The 17,298-nt window shown below is 30.0% G+C and carries 15 protein-coding genes; 11 read left to right on the top strand and 4 right to left on the bottom strand.

Annotation, left to right across the window (positions count from 1 at the left end; genetic code table 11):
- The first annotated feature begins 264 nt into the window (after positions 1–264).
- Positions 265–1,263, top strand: a complete 999-nt coding sequence (locus tag LGK95_RS17195; RefSeq protein ID WP_226126137.1) for a 2-keto-3-deoxygluconate permease — start codon at positions 265–267, stop codon at positions 1,261–1,263.
- 709 nt (positions 1,264–1,972) lie between these two features.
- On the opposite strand, the gene LGK95_RS17190 is transcribed toward LGK95_RS17195, so the two are convergent.
- The 4 genes from LGK95_RS17190 to LGK95_RS17175 all read right to left on the bottom strand — a co-directional run bounded on the left by LGK95_RS17190 (position 1,973) and on the right by LGK95_RS17175 (position 4,847).
- Positions 1,973–2,464, bottom strand: coding sequence for a flavodoxin domain-containing protein (locus LGK95_RS17190; RefSeq protein WP_226126135.1), 492 nt, complete (start codon positions 2,462–2,464; stop codon positions 1,973–1,975).
- 68 nt (positions 2,465–2,532) lie between these two features.
- On the bottom strand, positions 2,533–2,970 hold the full coding sequence (locus LGK95_RS17185; RefSeq protein WP_226126133.1) for a hypothetical protein: 438 nt from the start codon (positions 2,968–2,970) through the stop codon (positions 2,533–2,535).
- A gap of 299 nt (positions 2,971–3,269) precedes the next feature.
- Positions 3,270–3,947 carry a VTT domain-containing protein gene (locus LGK95_RS17180; protein ID WP_226126132.1) on the bottom strand — a complete coding sequence of 226 codons (678 nt, stop codon included), beginning with the start codon at positions 3,945–3,947 and terminating at the stop codon, positions 3,270–3,272.
- Positions 3,948–4,331: 384 nt separating this feature from the next.
- Positions 4,332–4,847 (bottom strand): hypothetical protein, encoded by a 516-nt coding sequence (locus LGK95_RS17175; RefSeq protein ID WP_226126130.1) that lies wholly within the window; start codon positions 4,845–4,847, stop codon positions 4,332–4,334.
- A 513-nt stretch (positions 4,848–5,360) separates the two neighbouring features.
- Between LGK95_RS17175 and LGK95_RS17170 the strand changes: the two genes are divergently transcribed.
- The 10 genes from LGK95_RS17170 to LGK95_RS17125 all read left to right on the top strand — a co-directional run bounded on the left by LGK95_RS17170 (position 5,361) and on the right by LGK95_RS17125 (position 17,281).
- Positions 5,361–6,269, top strand: coding sequence for a carbon-nitrogen hydrolase family protein (locus LGK95_RS17170; RefSeq protein WP_226126128.1), 909 nt, complete (start codon positions 5,361–5,363; stop codon positions 6,267–6,269).
- A gap of 369 nt (positions 6,270–6,638) precedes the next feature.
- Entirely contained in the window at positions 6,639–8,054 is a 1,416-nt protein-coding gene (locus tag LGK95_RS17165; protein ID WP_226126127.1) for an APC family permease, read from the top strand.
- A gap of 436 nt (positions 8,055–8,490) precedes the next feature.
- Positions 8,491–9,042 (top strand): hypothetical protein, encoded by a 552-nt coding sequence (locus LGK95_RS17160; protein WP_226126125.1) that lies wholly within the window; start codon positions 8,491–8,493, stop codon positions 9,040–9,042.
- 653 nt (positions 9,043–9,695) lie between these two features.
- Positions 9,696–11,384 carry a GspE/PulE family protein gene (locus tag LGK95_RS17155; RefSeq protein ID WP_226126123.1) on the top strand — a complete coding sequence of 563 codons (1,689 nt, stop codon included), beginning with the start codon at positions 9,696–9,698 and terminating at the stop codon, positions 11,382–11,384.
- Between the two features lie 13 nt (positions 11,385–11,397).
- Positions 11,398–12,606 carry a type II secretion system F family protein gene (locus LGK95_RS17150; protein WP_226126121.1) on the top strand — a complete coding sequence of 403 codons (1,209 nt, stop codon included), beginning with the start codon at positions 11,398–11,400 and terminating at the stop codon, positions 12,604–12,606.
- Between the two features lie 126 nt (positions 12,607–12,732).
- Positions 12,733–13,173, top strand: a complete 441-nt coding sequence (locus LGK95_RS22695; RefSeq protein WP_319001937.1) for a type II secretion system protein — start codon at positions 12,733–12,735, stop codon at positions 13,171–13,173.
- Positions 13,174–13,301: 128 nt separating this feature from the next.
- A complete protein-coding gene (pilM, locus tag LGK95_RS17140; RefSeq protein ID WP_226126119.1) occupies positions 13,302–14,357 on the top strand; it encodes a pilus assembly protein PilM in 1,056 nt (351 codons plus the stop codon).
- Between the two features lie 9 nt (positions 14,358–14,366).
- A complete protein-coding gene (locus LGK95_RS17135; RefSeq protein WP_226126113.1) occupies positions 14,367–14,939 on the top strand; it encodes a PilN domain-containing protein in 573 nt (190 codons plus the stop codon).
- Positions 14,926–16,290 carry a hypothetical protein gene (locus LGK95_RS17130; protein WP_226126111.1) on the top strand — a complete coding sequence of 455 codons (1,365 nt, stop codon included), beginning with the start codon at positions 14,926–14,928 and terminating at the stop codon, positions 16,288–16,290. Before LGK95_RS17135 ends, LGK95_RS17130 begins: the two co-directional genes overlap by 14 nt.
- A 64-nt stretch (positions 16,291–16,354) precedes the next feature.
- On the top strand, positions 16,355–17,281 hold the full coding sequence (locus LGK95_RS17125) for a PilX N-terminal domain-containing pilus assembly protein (protein ID WP_226126110.1): 927 nt from the start codon (positions 16,355–16,357) through the stop codon (positions 17,279–17,281).
- The last annotated feature ends 17 nt before the right edge of the window (positions 17,282–17,298 follow it).

Here is a 17,298-nt window from a genome sequence, read left to right as displayed (position 1 = left end):
AAGACTTTAGGATACATTTACAGAAATTATACCATATTTACTTTTTAATATTTACTTGTTAAAAATACTGCAAAGTTTTTTTAATGACCACAATGTTTTTTTTACTTTTTAAATATTTAAACATAATTAATTTGTTGTTAAGATGAAATTAGTAAATAAGTATAAGAGATAACTGATGAAAACGTCTACAAATATAATGCAGAAGAAAATATATCTAAAAACAAAAGTATATCGCTAAATTATAAAAAATAGGAGGTTTTAATAATGCAAATACCAATTTTAAAAACAATGAAAAAGGCTCCAGGCGGGCTCATGGTAGCGCCATTAATATTGGGTGCACTTATCAATACATTTTTTCCTCATGCATTAACAATAGGTGGTTTTACACAAGCGCTATTTAAAGATGGAGCTCAAGGCTTAATTGGAATGTTCCTTTTCTGTATGGGATCTCAAATTTCTATTAAACAGGCAGGCGCTCCAATAAAAAGAGGTTTTGTTGCTGTAATAACTAAATTTACTATTGGTGCTGTTATAGCAATTTCCATTGGGAAAATGTTTGGCATAGCCGGGGTATTTGGTATAACACCAATGGTTTGGATGTCTGCATTTTCCAGTGTAAACACTGGTCTTTATGTAGCAATAGCTGACCAATTTGGTACTAAAGACGATGTAGGAGCAGGTGCAGTAATAGCATTAAGTGGGGGTGCATTCTTTACTATGATAGCACTTGGTGCAAGTGGCCTTGCAAATATTCCTATATTATCTATGATGGCGGTTATAATCCCAGTTATCGTCGGTTTTATCCTTGGTAATTTAGATGAGGATATGAAAAAATTCTTAGGGCAAGGTAGACATGCTTTAATACCATTCTTTTCTTTTGCGTTAGGTGCTGGAATGAATTTCCAAAACATAGTGAAAGCTGGAATTCCGGGAATAGTACTAGGAATAGCTGTTGTTGTAATCACTGGATTCGCAGGATACTTTATGCAATGTGCATTTGGTTATAAAGCAGGTGTTTCAGCAGCAATAGGAAACACTGCTGGAAATCAATTAGCTACTCCTTTAGCTATAGTCGCTGCAGATGTAAGCCTAAAACCTTATTTAGCAATTGCTACAGCACAAATCGCAACTGCAATTATTGTTTCAGCTATTTTATGTCCATTACTTGTGGGTTATTTAGATAAAAAGGTAAAGGCAAAATTAATATTAAAGGCAAAAGTGAAAAAAACTTATGATGATCTTGAAGCTCAAAGAGCAGTTTAAATATAAAGTTTTGAATTTTTTAGATTTTCAAATATCTTTAAAGAAGTTGAAGCGAAATGTTTCAGCTTTTTTATTGTCTAAATTAAGAATTTGTAGGAAAGATAGCCTTTAAATAAATAAATATAAAAATTATCTGAATATTCAAAAAAACACCTTTACAAGTTCTGATTACCGTGTTATTATGTATACAAGAAGAAGTTATTCTTCCTACAAATCCTAATTCATTAATCAAATTATAAAAACAATTTTTGGTTTAAGAAGTACATGGATTTAAAAGGATTTAAAAGGATTTAAAAAGATTTAAAAAGATTTAAGTTTAAACATTTAAAAAGATTTAAGTTTAAAGATTTGAGATTTGAGATTTGAGATTTAAGATTTAAGATTTAAGATTTAAGATTTAAGATTTAAGATTTAAGATTTAAGATTTAAGATTTAAAGATTAAGTATGATATTTGAATTGTTTTAATTATAGTCATTGAAAAAAATCAGTATAATGTTAATGTAATTTAAACAACCACAATAGAAGGGAAGGTGCGTTATTACAGATATAAAGAATGAATTAGGGTTTGTTTAGCAGTCAATTTATATTATTTATATAAATTGGCTGCTATAGTTTTTTGTAAAATTATTTTTTAACTTTACAAGTAATTAATGTGTAAGAATAAATTTAACTTAAAAAGTTAATTCTAAAAGAAAAGGGTTAATCACTTTACAAGTGACTAACCTTATTAATATTTTTTGCAAAAGCATCGATTTTTGTTTCTGATAACTCATGGATGCTTGTTTTTACACCTTTAAGTTTATTAATAACAAATTTTTCAAAAAAGTTTAATTTGTTCATATCTAATTCAAAGCCAAAAACCTCTTTGACTATTGCATGATCAAAGAGAGTGGCTGGAAAAGCAAATATTAGTTCCTTACTTACTAGGGCTTTATCTTTTTCACCAGCACAGATGAATAATCCAATTTGTTTTTTTAAAAGAAGTGGTAGGTTGATAAGTATAAAGGTTGAAAGCTTCTTTTGAATTTTACCCATGTAAATAGAACCACCTAAGATTATGATGTCATACTCTTCAAGTTGCGTAGCTGGTTCTAGCATAATATTTACTAGATTCACGTCACCTGTTAGTTTAGATTTTAATATATTGACTGCGTTTTCAGTTGTACCATGTTTGGTCGCATAAACTATTAATGTTTTCATATGGAGTCCCCCCTTATATAAATATAGATTCATCTATATCTCTCATAATTAATTATATCTCTCTACATTTATTTTCTTATGTCTTTATACATATCTAAAATGAGATTTGTAGGAAATAGACGTTTCTCAAACAAAATGATAATTGACAAATCAGCTTGAATTAACCCGATGATAAAAAATAAAACGTGTAGGAAAATAATTGCATTTAGCATTATACATTGTACAACAATCCAAATGACTAAAGCGCAACTAATAATACAACTTATATATCCTTGGAATCTTAAATTATAATGAAATAAAAAAGCACTAATAATATTTCCAAGCCCAATTATAATAAACAAGATAATTCCTGGTATTAAATAATTAGTAAATGGTGAATTTTTTAAAAACTCAACTGACATCCCAAATGGTTCTGTAGGATTAATAATAGCTACCAGTCCTCCAGCCATAGCTCCTATGCCTACAAATAAATGTAGTACAAACAATAAACGAGATACTATTTTCATAGCTATTCATCCTCCATGTCATAATAAAATCGATCTATAAAATAAATATTAAATATATTATATAGTAATTCCTTTTATTAGTATATTCAGCTGATGTTCAATTAAGTTGTCTTTCTGATTCTTATCTAAATCTTCTTGTGTAATGATGCGAATTATTAAACCGAAAACTGAAGACCACAGCACTTGTGCAGTAAGCTCTATATAGCTTTGCGAACTACTAAGCATTATGGTTTTAAATTCTAATGGAGTGCTATAAAAAGAGAAATAATTAGGAGGTAACCTGGAGAAGAGAAATAGTATTAGATTTCTGTACTAGGCATATCATTTTCGTTATTTTCTTCTTTTTTTTGCCTTTCATTTATAAATACTATAATTCCAGGAATTAATGAAACAATCATCATAGTTATTAACGCAAAAGAGAAATGATTTTTTATAAAAGATAGATTACCAGAGAAGTATCCTCCACCTAAGAATAGACTCACCCATAGTCCACCGCCAATCATGTTATTAGGTATAAATCTCAAATAATTCATTTGTCCTATACCAGCTACAAAAGGGGCAAGTGTTCTAACTATAGGAATAAATCTTGCTAATACTATTGTCATTTTACCATGCTTATCATAGAATTTTTGTGATCTCTTTAAATGTTCTTTGTTTATAAACCTTACTTTATTTTTCAATAATATTCTATTTCCAATATGCCTACCAATATAATAATTAGTAGTATCCCCAAGTACTGATGCAAAATATCCTACTACTAGAAGAGTAATAACATTCATTGATCCAATACCTGCTAGTGCTCCGGCAGCAAATAATATAGAGTCACCTGGCAAAAAAGGTGTAACAACCAAGCCTGTTTCAAAGAATATAATAAAAAAAAGAATAACATACGATAATATCCCATACTGATGTACTATTAAAGTTAAATATGTATCAATATGTATTATTGCACTTATAAAGTTTATTAAGATACCCATACTTTTCTCCTTTGTAGTAGATTATATTTTAGCACTTTTTTAATATACTGTTAGTGTAATTATAACAACAAATTATTGTATTAGTATCAAATAGTTATGTAAAGATTATGTTATTAATATTAATTCATAGTAATATAATGAGAATCTTTAATGTTAATTATGTACAAATATTTATCATTTAACCATATTTTTTTCTATTTTAAAAAGTTGTGCACTTTAACAACTTATTAATTAAGCATTTTAATATAAAATGGATTTAATTGGAGAAATATAATGTTGTGCATGAATACATTTACTAAAAATTCAATACAAGATATTATAATCGTGTACTCCTACAAAGTTGTGAAACTAAAAAAAGTACTCATCAAATAATGAGTACTTTTTTTATTTATAAAATAATCTTTTGAATAATCCTTTTTTCTTATGAAGAGCTTCTTCAGCTTCTGTTTTAGCCCTTTGTCTTTCAAGAGATTGAGTTAAAGTGTTAACTAATTGAATATCATGTTCTTTAATAGTTTCGGGTAAGGATAACACCATTTTATTTTTTTCCTGTTCTTGTTTAAAAAGGACCTGTGTATTCTCTAATAATTTATTAATATTATAGAGTTGTCCGTCTTTTACAGTTAATTGCTGTTTAATAAACTCAATATTATTTTTTAGTATTTCAATCATATCTTCTTTTATCACAGTAACCGCTGTAGCTGCCACTTCTGATTCTGCTTCAGCATTCTGATTATATTTTAGACTTTGTTTGATTGCTTCTAAGCCTTTCTCGTCTACACATGTTTTACCATTATGGGATATTATAAAAGGTGTTATTTCAGGTAATTTCATTTTAGCATAAGCAGTTACTTTACTAATCTTTAAATGTTTTGCAATTTTAAATGCATCATAAATCATTATATGCGCCTCCTAATTATCTATAGATAGTATTCTCCATATATTTCCATATTCCTCTTTTATTTAGAAAATATTTTATTAATTTTAATAATAATTTTGTAAAATTATATAAAAACTTAATTAAATATTAATGAGTAGCATTGGAATGTGCTGATATTATTGAATTTACAGGAGTTAAGCATTAAAAAGGTTATTGTTAAATTTAACAATAATATTATAAAAGTAAAAATTATATATAATTTTCTAGATAATTAATAAAAGCTCTATGTTTATAAAAAGTTAAATAAGTATAATTTTTAAGGTTAAGTTAATTTTTACACTTAAAATGAAAGATAATAAAAGCCTATTGCATTTTATAAACAGCACATATTTAGCAATGTTGATATTTGGTCTTTTATTAGCTTTTTATTTAATATTAAACTATAAATTAACTGTTTATTGAATTATTATGTTTGTGATATTTGTCATTATTTTGTATATTAATTGACAAATTGTTGATTTTACTTTATCATTATGAAAAACGACGGTGTAATATTATTACGTTATTCTATGGAAGAGATTTTTATATTATTAATAGGTTACTTTAATGAATGGAGCGGCATTTTTATGAAATTTAATGTATCTTGTGTTCAAATGAAGCCTGAAAGATATGATGTTAAAAGAAACATCAAAACAATGTGTGGGTTTATAGATAAGGTTATGGAGGAGAACGCAAATACAAATTTAATAGTTTTCCCTGAGCTTATAACTTCTGGTTATGAATGTCATGAAGAGTTTCATAAGATAGCAGAGGTTGCATGTGAATCCGATAGTATAAAGATAATTGGACAAGCAGCAAAGAAATATAAAACAAATATTATATTTGGTTTCCCGGAAAGGGATGCTGAAAATAAAGAAGTATTATATAACTCTGCAGCTTTTGTCAATGAGAAGGGAGAATTAGGAGGCACATACAGAAAAGTGCATTTGTTCGATACTGAGAAGAAATATTTTACACCAGGTAGAGATTATCCGGTTTTTGATACTTCCTTTGGAAAAATTGGAGTTATGATATGTTGGGACACTGCATTTCCTGAAGTGGCTCGTATTTATGCATTAAAAGATGTTGATTTGTTGGTTGTAAGTACTAATTGGGAAAAGCCTTACTCGGATGATTGGGATCTTGTAACTAGCGCAAGAGCCTTTGATAACTGCGTGTATCTTGCAGCTGCCAATCGAATAGGTAACGACGATAAGCTTAGCTTTTTCGGCCATAGCAGAATAGTTAGTCCTTTGGGTAAGTCAATAGCTGAATTAAATGAAGAAATTGAAGGAGTTATTTCGGCAGAACTTGATTTACAAGTACCTTTGAAATTAAGAGAAGAATATTATACTTTCTTTAAGGATAGAAGACCTGACACTTATGATTTGCTAGTAAAGTAAGCCTTTTAAATGCTAGAGGTTTAAAATAATAATACAAAAATGTTATTACTGACGATTAATAATGAAATGAAAAACATTTTAGGGAGCAATTCATGTGAAAAAAACTCATTCTATGGTTATAAAAAAATTAGCATCCGTTGGAAAATGTCCAGAATAGGGGGGCAATCCACTAATAATATAGCCATAGTTCGTTAAATGGATATTCATATAACGAACTTTATAAATAATAGTACGATATTTTACATTTACATTGTTTTTGATACAGTTGAAACGGAGAAAGAAAGCATATGGAGCAATACTTATTAATTGTTTCTATATGGCTATTATTACATATTAAAATTTATTCGATTTTTAAGGAGGAAGCTTTTAATGAAAGAACAAAATCAAGACCGTCAAATGGAAGAACAAAATCAAGACGGTCAACAGGTATTTAAACGTACTTTAAAATTACATCACTTAACTTTATTTGGTCTAGCTTATTTGGCACCAATGATTATATATGGAATTTATGGTGTCATTTCTACAGAGACCCATGGCGTCGAATCAGCTGCCTATCTTGTAGCATTAGTGGCTATGACTTTCACTGCTCTTAGTTACTGTCACATGGTAAAGGCATATCCTGTAGCGGGGTCCGCATATACTTATACGCGTAAATCAATCAGCCCCCACGTGGGATTCATGGTGGGCTGGGCAGTCATGTTGGATTATGTTTTCATTCCAATGGCAATTTGGCTCATTGGAGCTGCCTATTTTAACGCAGCTTTCCCAAGTATCCCGTCATGGGCGTTCGTTTTAGCCTTTATCTTCATCACGACTGCAATCAACATCATTGGGATCAAGATTGGCGCACAGGTAAACGTAGTAATGGTATTGCTACAACTTTTGGTCATTGCAGCTTTTGTCGCTTTCAGCGTTAAAGCTGTGATGCATGGCATGGGCACAGGAACCGTGTTATCAATCAGTCCTTTTTACAACAAAAATGTTCCGTTTAGCTTTGTAATGGCCGGTGCGGCTATTGCTTGTTATTCATTCCTGGGATTTGACGCTGTTACGACTCTAGTTGAAGAGGCCGTGGATCCATTAAAGAATATTCCTAGGGCCATCATGTTAACTACATTGATCGGAGGTTTGATTTTCGTAGTGGCATCATATACTACCCATATTGCGCACCCTGGCTATGCTTATAACAATGTAGGATATGCTGGATTTGAGATTGCCAAACAAGTTGCACCACCTATATTCTCTACTATTTTCATGATCGGCATGATTATCGCCCAATTTGCTTCGGGTATTTCGGCTCAAGCTAGTGGTGCTCGATTGATGTATGCGATGGGGAGAGATAATGTACTGCCTAAAAAAATATTTGGCGTACTGAGCGACAGGTTTAATACCCCGGTCACCAACATTATCATCACGGGCGTGATTGCATTGCTTGCGCTTAAACTCACTGTCGCCACCTCTACTTCATTTATCAATTTTGGTGCCTTTATGGCCTTCACGTTTGTGAATATTTCGGTAATTGTCCATTACTTCATCAAGGGAAATAGACGTTCATTTAAGGATACTGTTCTGTTTTTGATTTTTCCGCTTATTGGTGCGATTTGTTGTTTCTATCTATTGACGAACTTAGATAAAGATGCTTTAATTTTGGGATTCGGTTGGGCCGCATGCGGTTTCATCTATTTAATATTCCTGACTAAAGGGTTTAAAGTAAGCCCTCCGGGTGAGTTATCAATAGAAGAAATAAGAGCACAATGTGATGATAAAATAAAACAAGCGATGTAATAGCAACGAAGGAAAAATTGAAACGAAAATAGATAATATACAGGAAAATCTGAGATAGTTTCGTTTACATCGGGATTCTATTGAAGAACAAATTTAACTATTAAATGACAAGTACAATAAAACATGAGCCACATGATGGATAGTAATTCTATTCCATTCATGTGGCTTTTAAACGTAAACTTCCGAAGAGCTTATTAATGTGTATATAAATAAAAGAATAGTTAATATAATCTGAAACAGTGGTAGAAATAAAGTCTGTGCAGTTAATTAAGAATTATTTTTTATAATGGCCTGTCTTAGTTTAAGTTAATTGCACAAATTTCCTCCTAACTAACTATATTAATTATAAAGCGTTATATTTATTATAATAAATGCATTTAAGTATTAAAGTTTAGAAAGTTAGTTTACTATTGTGATAATATAGGGGGAAATTAAAATGGGATTTTTAGAGGAATTGAGGAGTGCAACAATAGAATCTATAAGTAAGGCTGCAACAAATGCTTTTTGCACGGTAGTTGTTTCTTCACAAGATGATGCAAAAATAAATGATATTAAGACTGAGCTGACAGCAATTGATGGTGAACTTGATGTTGCATATAAACAAATAGGAGAAAAATATTTTAAATATATTTCAGAAACCAAAGAATCACCAGTAATTGAGGTTGAAGACATACTTAATCTTATGGAGCCAAAACAAGAAAAAAGAAATGAAATGAAAGCACAATTAGCTGAATTAGAAAAGAAGGTAAAGGATCAAGTAATTCTACAGGAAAAAGAGAAATTTGAAAATGAATTTAAACGTCAAAAAGATGCTCTTGATAGAGCAAAATCTATAGATGTCATATCAGAAGATGAATACAATTCAAAGCTTAAAGAATACACTAAAAAACTAGAAAACTTCCAAGCTATAAGGAATGTTAAGAAACAATATGAACTTGGAATAATTAGTTATAATGAGTTACAAATGAAGTTACGAGAATTAACTTAGATTTTGACCTTAATAATTATAGACTACTGTTAATATATTTAAAAAAATGAAGATTAGTGTATACAGAATATCTAAAACATAAATTAAGTCAATAATAATAAAATAGTAGCTAGCATCATTGAGTAAACATAATTATATTGTATTCAATGATGCTAGTTTTTATTAGTTGGTATACTAAAATTGAATAGTATGAAAAACAATCTCATTTAAATTATATTTTTATTGAAATTCAAATTTTCTCTTTTAAAGGATTGGTTTTAATAAACAATTTGTAATAATTTAGACTATTGTGAGGATAGTTACAAAGCATTTTATACCCCCCTTAAAAATGACTGTAAGTCAGCCTCTCACTATCTTTAGATGGAATCAATAATATTTTAAAACATTATTGCATAGCATTAATAAATGCTATATAATGTATAATGAAGATGTTAATGGAAAATTCATATATTATAAAAACTCCGTTATGAGTGAGAAATATGCGTCCTCAAAATAAACACAAATTAGGAGATATTCTTGTTCAGATCAGAAAATAACTGAAAAACAATTGTAGTCAGTTTTGAATAAACAAAAAATATCTCTGGCAAGCGTACATATAAATACTTAAAATATATAAGAGGAAACAATGTGTAGTTAATAAAGGGGCACAGATAATGAAGAGTATGGCAAAAAAAAGATTAGGAGATTTATTAGTTGAATCAAAAAAGATAACTCAAGAACAACTTAAGAAAGCGCTTATAAAGCAGCAAGGTGGTGGGAAAAGGCTAGGACAACTTCTTATTGAAGATGGTACATTAAGTGAAGAAGATATTTTAGAGGTTCTAGAGCAGCAATTAGTTACAAAAAGAGTATATTTGGATATGGAAGATATTGAGCAAAAAGTTGTTCAATTAATTCCAGAAAGTATATCGAAAAAATATAACTTAGTTGCTTTTGGTATGGAAAACAATAAATTGAAGGTTGCTATGTCTGATCCACTAAATATATTTGCAATAGATGATGCTAAGATCTCTTCAGGTTTTGACGTTAAAGTATATATTGCATCAACAAAAGATATTAATAATACAATTAATAAATATTATACTAATCAAAATGCTAAGAAAGCCGCTGAGGATTTATCAAAGGCTCAAGGAACAAATGAAAGTAAGGAAGCTGACAAAGCACAATTAGATGATATAAAAAGTGCGCCAGCGGTGAGACTTGTTGATTCTATCATAAATGATGCAATAAAGCTTAAAGCTAGTGATATTCACATAGAACCTTTTGAAAATCACATAAAAATAAGGTTTAGAATTGATGGTACTTTAAAAGAGATATCAAGATACAAAAAAGATATATTTAGTGCATTTATAACTCGTATAAAAATACTTGCAGAATTGAATATTGCAGAAAAAAGAATTCCACAGGATGGTAGAATTTTAACAATTGTAGATGATAAAAAAGTAGACTTACGAGTATCAACTTTGCCGACAATTCACGGTGAAAAAATTGTTATCCGGGTGCTAGATAGAGAAAACTTCTTAGTAGGTAAAGAGAAACTAGGAATGAATGAAGATGATCTAGGTAAAGTACAAAGAATTCTTAAAAATCCATATGGAATTATTCTAGTTACAGGACCTACAGGTAGTGGAAAATCAACAACACTATATACATTATTAAGTGAACTTAATGACAACACTAAGAATATCATAACAGTTGAAGACCCTGTAGAGTACGTAGTTGATGGAATAAACCAGGTAAACGTAAATCCCAAAGCAGGGCTAACTTTTGCATCAGGGTTAAGGTCAATTTTAAGACAAGATCCTGATGTTGTTATGATAGGTGAGATAAGGGACAATGAGACAGCAGAAATTGCTACAAGAGCATCTATAACAGGACATATAGTATTAAGCACAATTCACACTAATGATGCACCTTCAGCAATTGTAAGGCTTATAGATATGGAGATACAACCCTACCTAGTAGCTAGTGCAGTAACAGCAATAATCTCACAAAGACTTGTAAAAAAAATATGTCCAATGTGCAAAGAAACTTACGTAGCAACTGAACTCGATAAAGAAATCTTAGGTATTCATTCAAATGAAGAATTATTGCTTAAAAAAGGCAAAGGCTGTGGGCACTGTAGTAACAGCGGATACTCAGGAAGAATAGGCGTATACGAAATAATAGAAGTAACCCGCACACACAGAGAGTACATCATGCGTAACGCTAGTGTAGATGAAATAAGAGACTTAAGTATAGAAAAAGGAATGATAACGCTAAAAACATCATGTACTGGCCTAGTGTTAAAGGGAGTTACAACGGTAGAAGAGCTGGTTAAAATAGCATTTTCGAAAGAATAAGGGAGGTGAGTATGTGCCTACATTTAAGTATAGGGTTATGAACCATCAAGGCCAAAAAATAGAAGGAACATTTAAGGCTAATAGTAAAAATGAAGTGTTAGATATGATAGAGGATAATAATTACTACCCTATAGAAATTAAAGAAACATTAGAACGTGAGCATCAGGATTTATTTGAATCATTTGAAAAAGTTAAAACAAAGGATTTATATATTTTCTGTAGACAGTTCCACACCATGATAAACGCAGGTGCTAACATTTCCAATGCATTAAATGTTTTAAAAAAGGAAACAGAAAATAAGAAAATGAAAAAAAGCTTAAATGAAATATATGAGGATGTACAGAAGGGAGTCTCACTTTCAGTAGCCCTTGGAAAGCATAAAGATGTGTATCCTGAATTACTTATAAATATGATTACCACTGGGGAAGTCAGTGGTAATCTAGATATAATAATGAGTAGAATGGCATCCCATTTTGAAAAAGAAAATAAAATAAACAACCAACTTAAAACTGCTATGGTTTATCCAACAGTGCTCGCAGGGTTAGCAGTGGTTGTAGTAATTTTTCTCTTAGCTTTTATAATGCCTACATTCACAGGGATGTTTACAAGCTCGGGGGTAGAGTTACCGGCTCCTACCAGGATAGTTATGGGATTGAGTCAATTTATACAAACTAAATGGTATATTTTACTTGTAGTTATAGGTGGAGGGATTTATGGCATAAAGAAATATGCTAAAACTCAAGCAGGTAGATTGTCACTAGATGGATTAAAGTTAAAATTGCCAATTATTAAAGATATTACAGAAAAAGCAATAGTATCTAGATTTACTAGAACTTTATCTACAGTAATTGCCAGTGGAGTACCTTTGGTACAGGCACTAGAGGTAGTTCAAAAAGTAGTTGGAAATAAAGTAGCAGAAAAAAGCTTAGAAGTAATTAAGCAAAAAGTACTAAAAGGTGTATCTTTAGGTGAAGCAATAGGAGAAGAAAGAATATTTCCAATAATGCTGCACTCTATGATAAAAATAGGTGAAGAATCTGGTTCACTAGACGATATATTGGATAAGACTGCAAATTTTTATGATGAAGAATTGGAAACATCACTAAAGAAAATGACTACAATGATAGAACCACTTATGATAGTAGTAATGGGAGTTGTTATAGGATTTATAGTTATTGCTATGATGTTGCCGATATTAGATATGTCTCAGACAGTTCAGTAATAGTTTGATTAATATGATAAAACTACAAAATATGTGCATGAGAATTATAAATATTAGTAATATCAAAATTTTGTAGTTAAGTCGTTATTATATATTTAAAATCTAATTTATTAGGGGGAATTATTAATGGAAATGAATTTAATGAAAATGGATGTAATTAAGAAAAAGAAAAAAAAGGGGTTTACGTTGATTGAGCTTATTGTTGTTATTGCGATTATAGGGATATTGGCATTGATTGCAGTTCCTAAATTATCTGGTTTTCAAGATAAAGCAAGAAGAACTCAAGTGGTTACTGATTCACACCAAATTACCACAGCTATTGAGTCAATATTAACTGAAGCTCCAACGGGTACTATTACTGCAGTTACAAGTGCACTTACTATTACCGCTGGTTCTTCAGATCAAGTTTTAAAAATGGCAGGTGTTGACCCAGCTACTTCTCCTAATACTAAAACATTAACATATGGTGTGGATGGTGGTTTCGTTCTAACAGAATTAATAAATGGAATAACTTATACTGCTAATAGAACAAAAGGATCAGCAGCAATTATTACTCAGGATAAATAAAATCTGTAATGAATCTGGGTAGAAAACAAGAACTTCCAGTTATGGTTACTACCTCAGGGTAAGTACAATAACTGGAAGTTCCTATTAAATATCTCAACTAAATAAACTAAAAAAAGAGGTGACTATTAATGTTCAACTCAAAAGTCTTATCTTTAGATATAGGTTCAAAAAATACAAAAATAGTTCTAGGAAGCCAAAGTAAAAAAAATGTTATTATAGAAAAAGCTATCACGATGATTACTCCAGAAGGTTGTTATAATGATGGAAATATTATAGATATAACTAAGTTAAAAAGTGAAATTTTAGATGTTTTGCAAGTTGAAAATATAAAATGTAGAAATATTATAATCACTACAAAAAGCACATCAGTTATAAATAGAGACATTGATGTTCCCATAGCTAAAAAGGAAGACATGGATGCTATTATTAAGTTCCAGATGGAAAGATATTTACCAATTGTGTTTGATGATTATATAACGCAATATACAGTATTAGAAGAGTTTGAAGACGAGGGTATAAAACAAGCTAAGGTTACAGTAGTGGTGTATCCTAAAATTATGGCGGAGGGATATTATAATTTAATAAAGGAATTAAAGGGTAATGCAGTAGCATTAGATATAAGTTCAAATAGCATTAATAAGTTATTTATAGAAGGTGTAAAAGTTAACGATGAAAATTACAGTTTAGAAGATACTGTTGCAGTTATAGATTTAGGATATGATTTTACAAATGTAAATATTATTTCAGATGGAAATGTGCAGTTTACTAGAATTATTAATTATGGTGGCGCTCATATAGATATAGATATTTCTAAACAGTTATCTATTTCAGAAGAAGAAGCAGAGAATCAAAAGCTTAAATGTTGTAATTTAGAGAGAGAATCTTTAAGTGATAAGCAGAGTTCAATAGTGAACGATATTGCAAAAGCACAAGTAAGAAATTGGATTCAAGAAATAGAAAAATTGCTTAATTATTATAAAAGTAAAGAACAAGGAAATAAAATAGATAAAATATATATTTACGGAGGAAGTTCAAGTCTTAAAGGTATAGAAACATATATAAAAGACACAATGAACTTACCTGTTACTCAAATACAGAACTTAAGTAATGTAAAATGTTCTAAAATAGATGTAAAATCGAGCATATATTTAAACGCTATTGGAGCGATAATAAGACTAAGGTAGGTGAAACTTATGAACGATTTAAACTTTTTTGATCCTTATATAGGAAGTAGAAAAGATTTTAAAAAAGAATATTTTTATGCTGTTGTATTATCTATAGGTTTAGTCTTATTCATTACGTTTACATACGTCTTTAATTATTTTAATATAAGGGAGTTAAATTCTGAAATTAAGTATACACAGCAAAATTTAAATTCGAAAGAAAATATTGTTGAATTAAAAGAAATAGAAAATGAGGATAAAAAGTTGGCAATAATGAATCAGTATTACGGTATAGTTTCAAATATTAGCGATGGTCTTAATGATAATAATTTTGTAGGTAACAAAGCAATAAATGAAATAAATTCCTGCGTTCCTAAAGGCTTGTATTTTAAAGTGATGACTTTGAATGCGAGTGGAGTGCAACTTCAAGCTGAAGCAAAAGATAGAGAATCTATAGCAGTATTTGAGCGCAGTTTGAAAAATTTAGATATTATAAAAGAAGTTAATATTACAAGCATAAATTCATCTTCTACAGACAATAAAATTTTAACTTTTAGTGCTAATTGTATTCTAAAGGAAGTTGATAATTATGAAAGTAACTAAAAGGGAACAAATGTTAATAGGAGCTTTATTATTAGTTTTATTAGGCTATGGGTTTTACCAATTTATTTACATAAAACAAAATCAACAGATAACTGAATTAAAAGCGAGTAGAGATACATCTTCACAAAAATGGGAGCAAGTTAAAGCAAAAATTGCATCAAAAGATCAAAAAATTGAACAGAACAAAATTTTAAATTCTAAAATACTTAGTAAAACAGATATGCTGTTTCCATCAATTAAACAGGAAGAAATCATAGTTATTTTAGACAAAATGATTAAAGAAAGTAATATTCAAACAGACGTATTAGGGTTCTCAGAAGTAAGTAGTGAAAATGCAACGACCGTAGATGCGAGCAAAACTGCAAATAATGTGGTCAATAGTACAAATGCTACCAATGAATTGGACAAGTTAGTAGGCGACTTTAATGGTACTTCTACAAAAGATTCTACTAGTGTAAACACAAACACCAGTAATTCTACTGCGAATACTGGTACGAGCACTAATAACTCAAAGCTTATTGGTGCATATAAAATGGAAGTTACACTTAACTTTAAGGGTACGTACGATGAACTTATAAGTTTTATAGAGAAAGTAGAAAATTATAATGAAAAGATAGTTATTAATAATATAAATATAACCGGAGCTCAGGGTAGCAATATATCAGGAACTCTTTTATTAGATTTTTATGGCGTTCCTAAACTTAATAATAAAGATGACTTTAAGTGGGATTATAAAGCACCTAGTGGCAATGGGAATCCCTTTGTTGGGTCATCTTCTTCAATACAGGTTAACAGTGCAGTAGTAACAAATAAAGTTGCAAACACGGTCTCAACAAGTGTAAACACGGTAACAAAAAGTGTAAACACGGTAACAAAAAGTGCAAGTAAGGTGGCAAAAGTTGAAGTTAAAAGTGACTTTAATTTGTATGCAAAACCTAAAATATCTAATAATTTGCACACTATAATAATTAAAAAGGCAAAAGAAGAGTCAATGAAATCATATATTTATGCAAACAATGCAGGAATAGAGTTAGTAGAGTTTTATTTCACGAAAATTGGATCTAAGTATTATTATAAATATAAAACAAGTATAGAATCATATCCCAAAAATTTTAATAATTCTATTGAATTTGTACCTAATGGAGGAAATATAGTTCTAGATATGGTTTCACAAAAAAGAGGCTCAAGTTCAGATTTATCAGGAGTAAATATTAAAATTACAAATGATACTGATAAAACTGTTGTTGTGAACATTTCAGGTGATGATAAAAATAAACCGAGGGTGAATATACTAAAAGAAAAAGGTGATATTTCGGTTGTTAGAAATTACATTAATTATATTAGTAAGTGAATAGAAATAGTTAGAACTTTGAGGTGACTTTATTGTTAATATGTTTTGAAAGGAGACATAACTTATGATACCAAAAAAAAATAAGGGGTCTGCCCTGATTGTTGTTATTATGGTTATGGCTGTTATGACTATACTTGGTGCGACCATATTAAATATTAGCCTTTCACAAACAAAGCAAGCATCTTATGAAGATAAAAGAATACAAGCTCATTACCTTGCACGTTCAGGTGCAGAAGCAACTTTAAGTGCATGGAAAAATGCTACGAGTAATAATAAACCAAATGGAAGTTGCAGCACTATCTATTTAAATAATTTAAACCAATTTGTCAATGTTGAGTCATCAAATATGATTGGCAAATTCGATGTTATAATAACAAAGCCAGACGGTGTTACTACCATAATCACTTCTGTGGGTAATGTTGGAAACGTTATACAAACAACAACTGTTACCATTACAACTGTTATCACTGAGATTACGTATACTCCAGGTCCTACAGTTTCTGGAGACAGTTTAAAATGGTATGACTCAAAAAGTGGGCAAGCAAGTGTAGGTAATCATACAACTGGGGATAGGGGAGTAACTGTATTGGTTAGCAATCCAGGATTAAAGCTTGTTCATGGGCTTGTAGATTACCAAGCAGATACAATAAACTTCACAACTGATATTTGGAACTTTAAATATCCATTAACATTAAATGCAGGTATGGTAATTTTTAATACTACAATAGATACTAATAGGAATGGTAGTAATGATGGACGTTTGATTTTGCAGGTTCTACCATCAGCTGGGGTAACTAGAGCTGATCAAATTGATAAAACTGTAAAATGGGGTCGAATAGAATATAATTCACAATGGTATTATTTTCAAAATAATACAACAATATTAACTGATAATGCTTTCAACAGTTTAGAGAAAATACCTATCACAGATCCTAACTTTCCTGGTTCATCTAAACAACAAATTTCAAGTTACTCAATAAAATGGAGTTAAGTAATGAAAAAGAGGTT

Source organism: Clostridium algoriphilum, assembly GCF_020443705.1.
In the GTDB taxonomy this organism is placed as follows: Bacteria; Bacillota; Clostridia; order Clostridiales; family Clostridiaceae; genus Clostridium_AD; species Clostridium_AD algoriphilum.
This window is presented reverse-complemented; position numbering and strand designations above follow the sequence as displayed.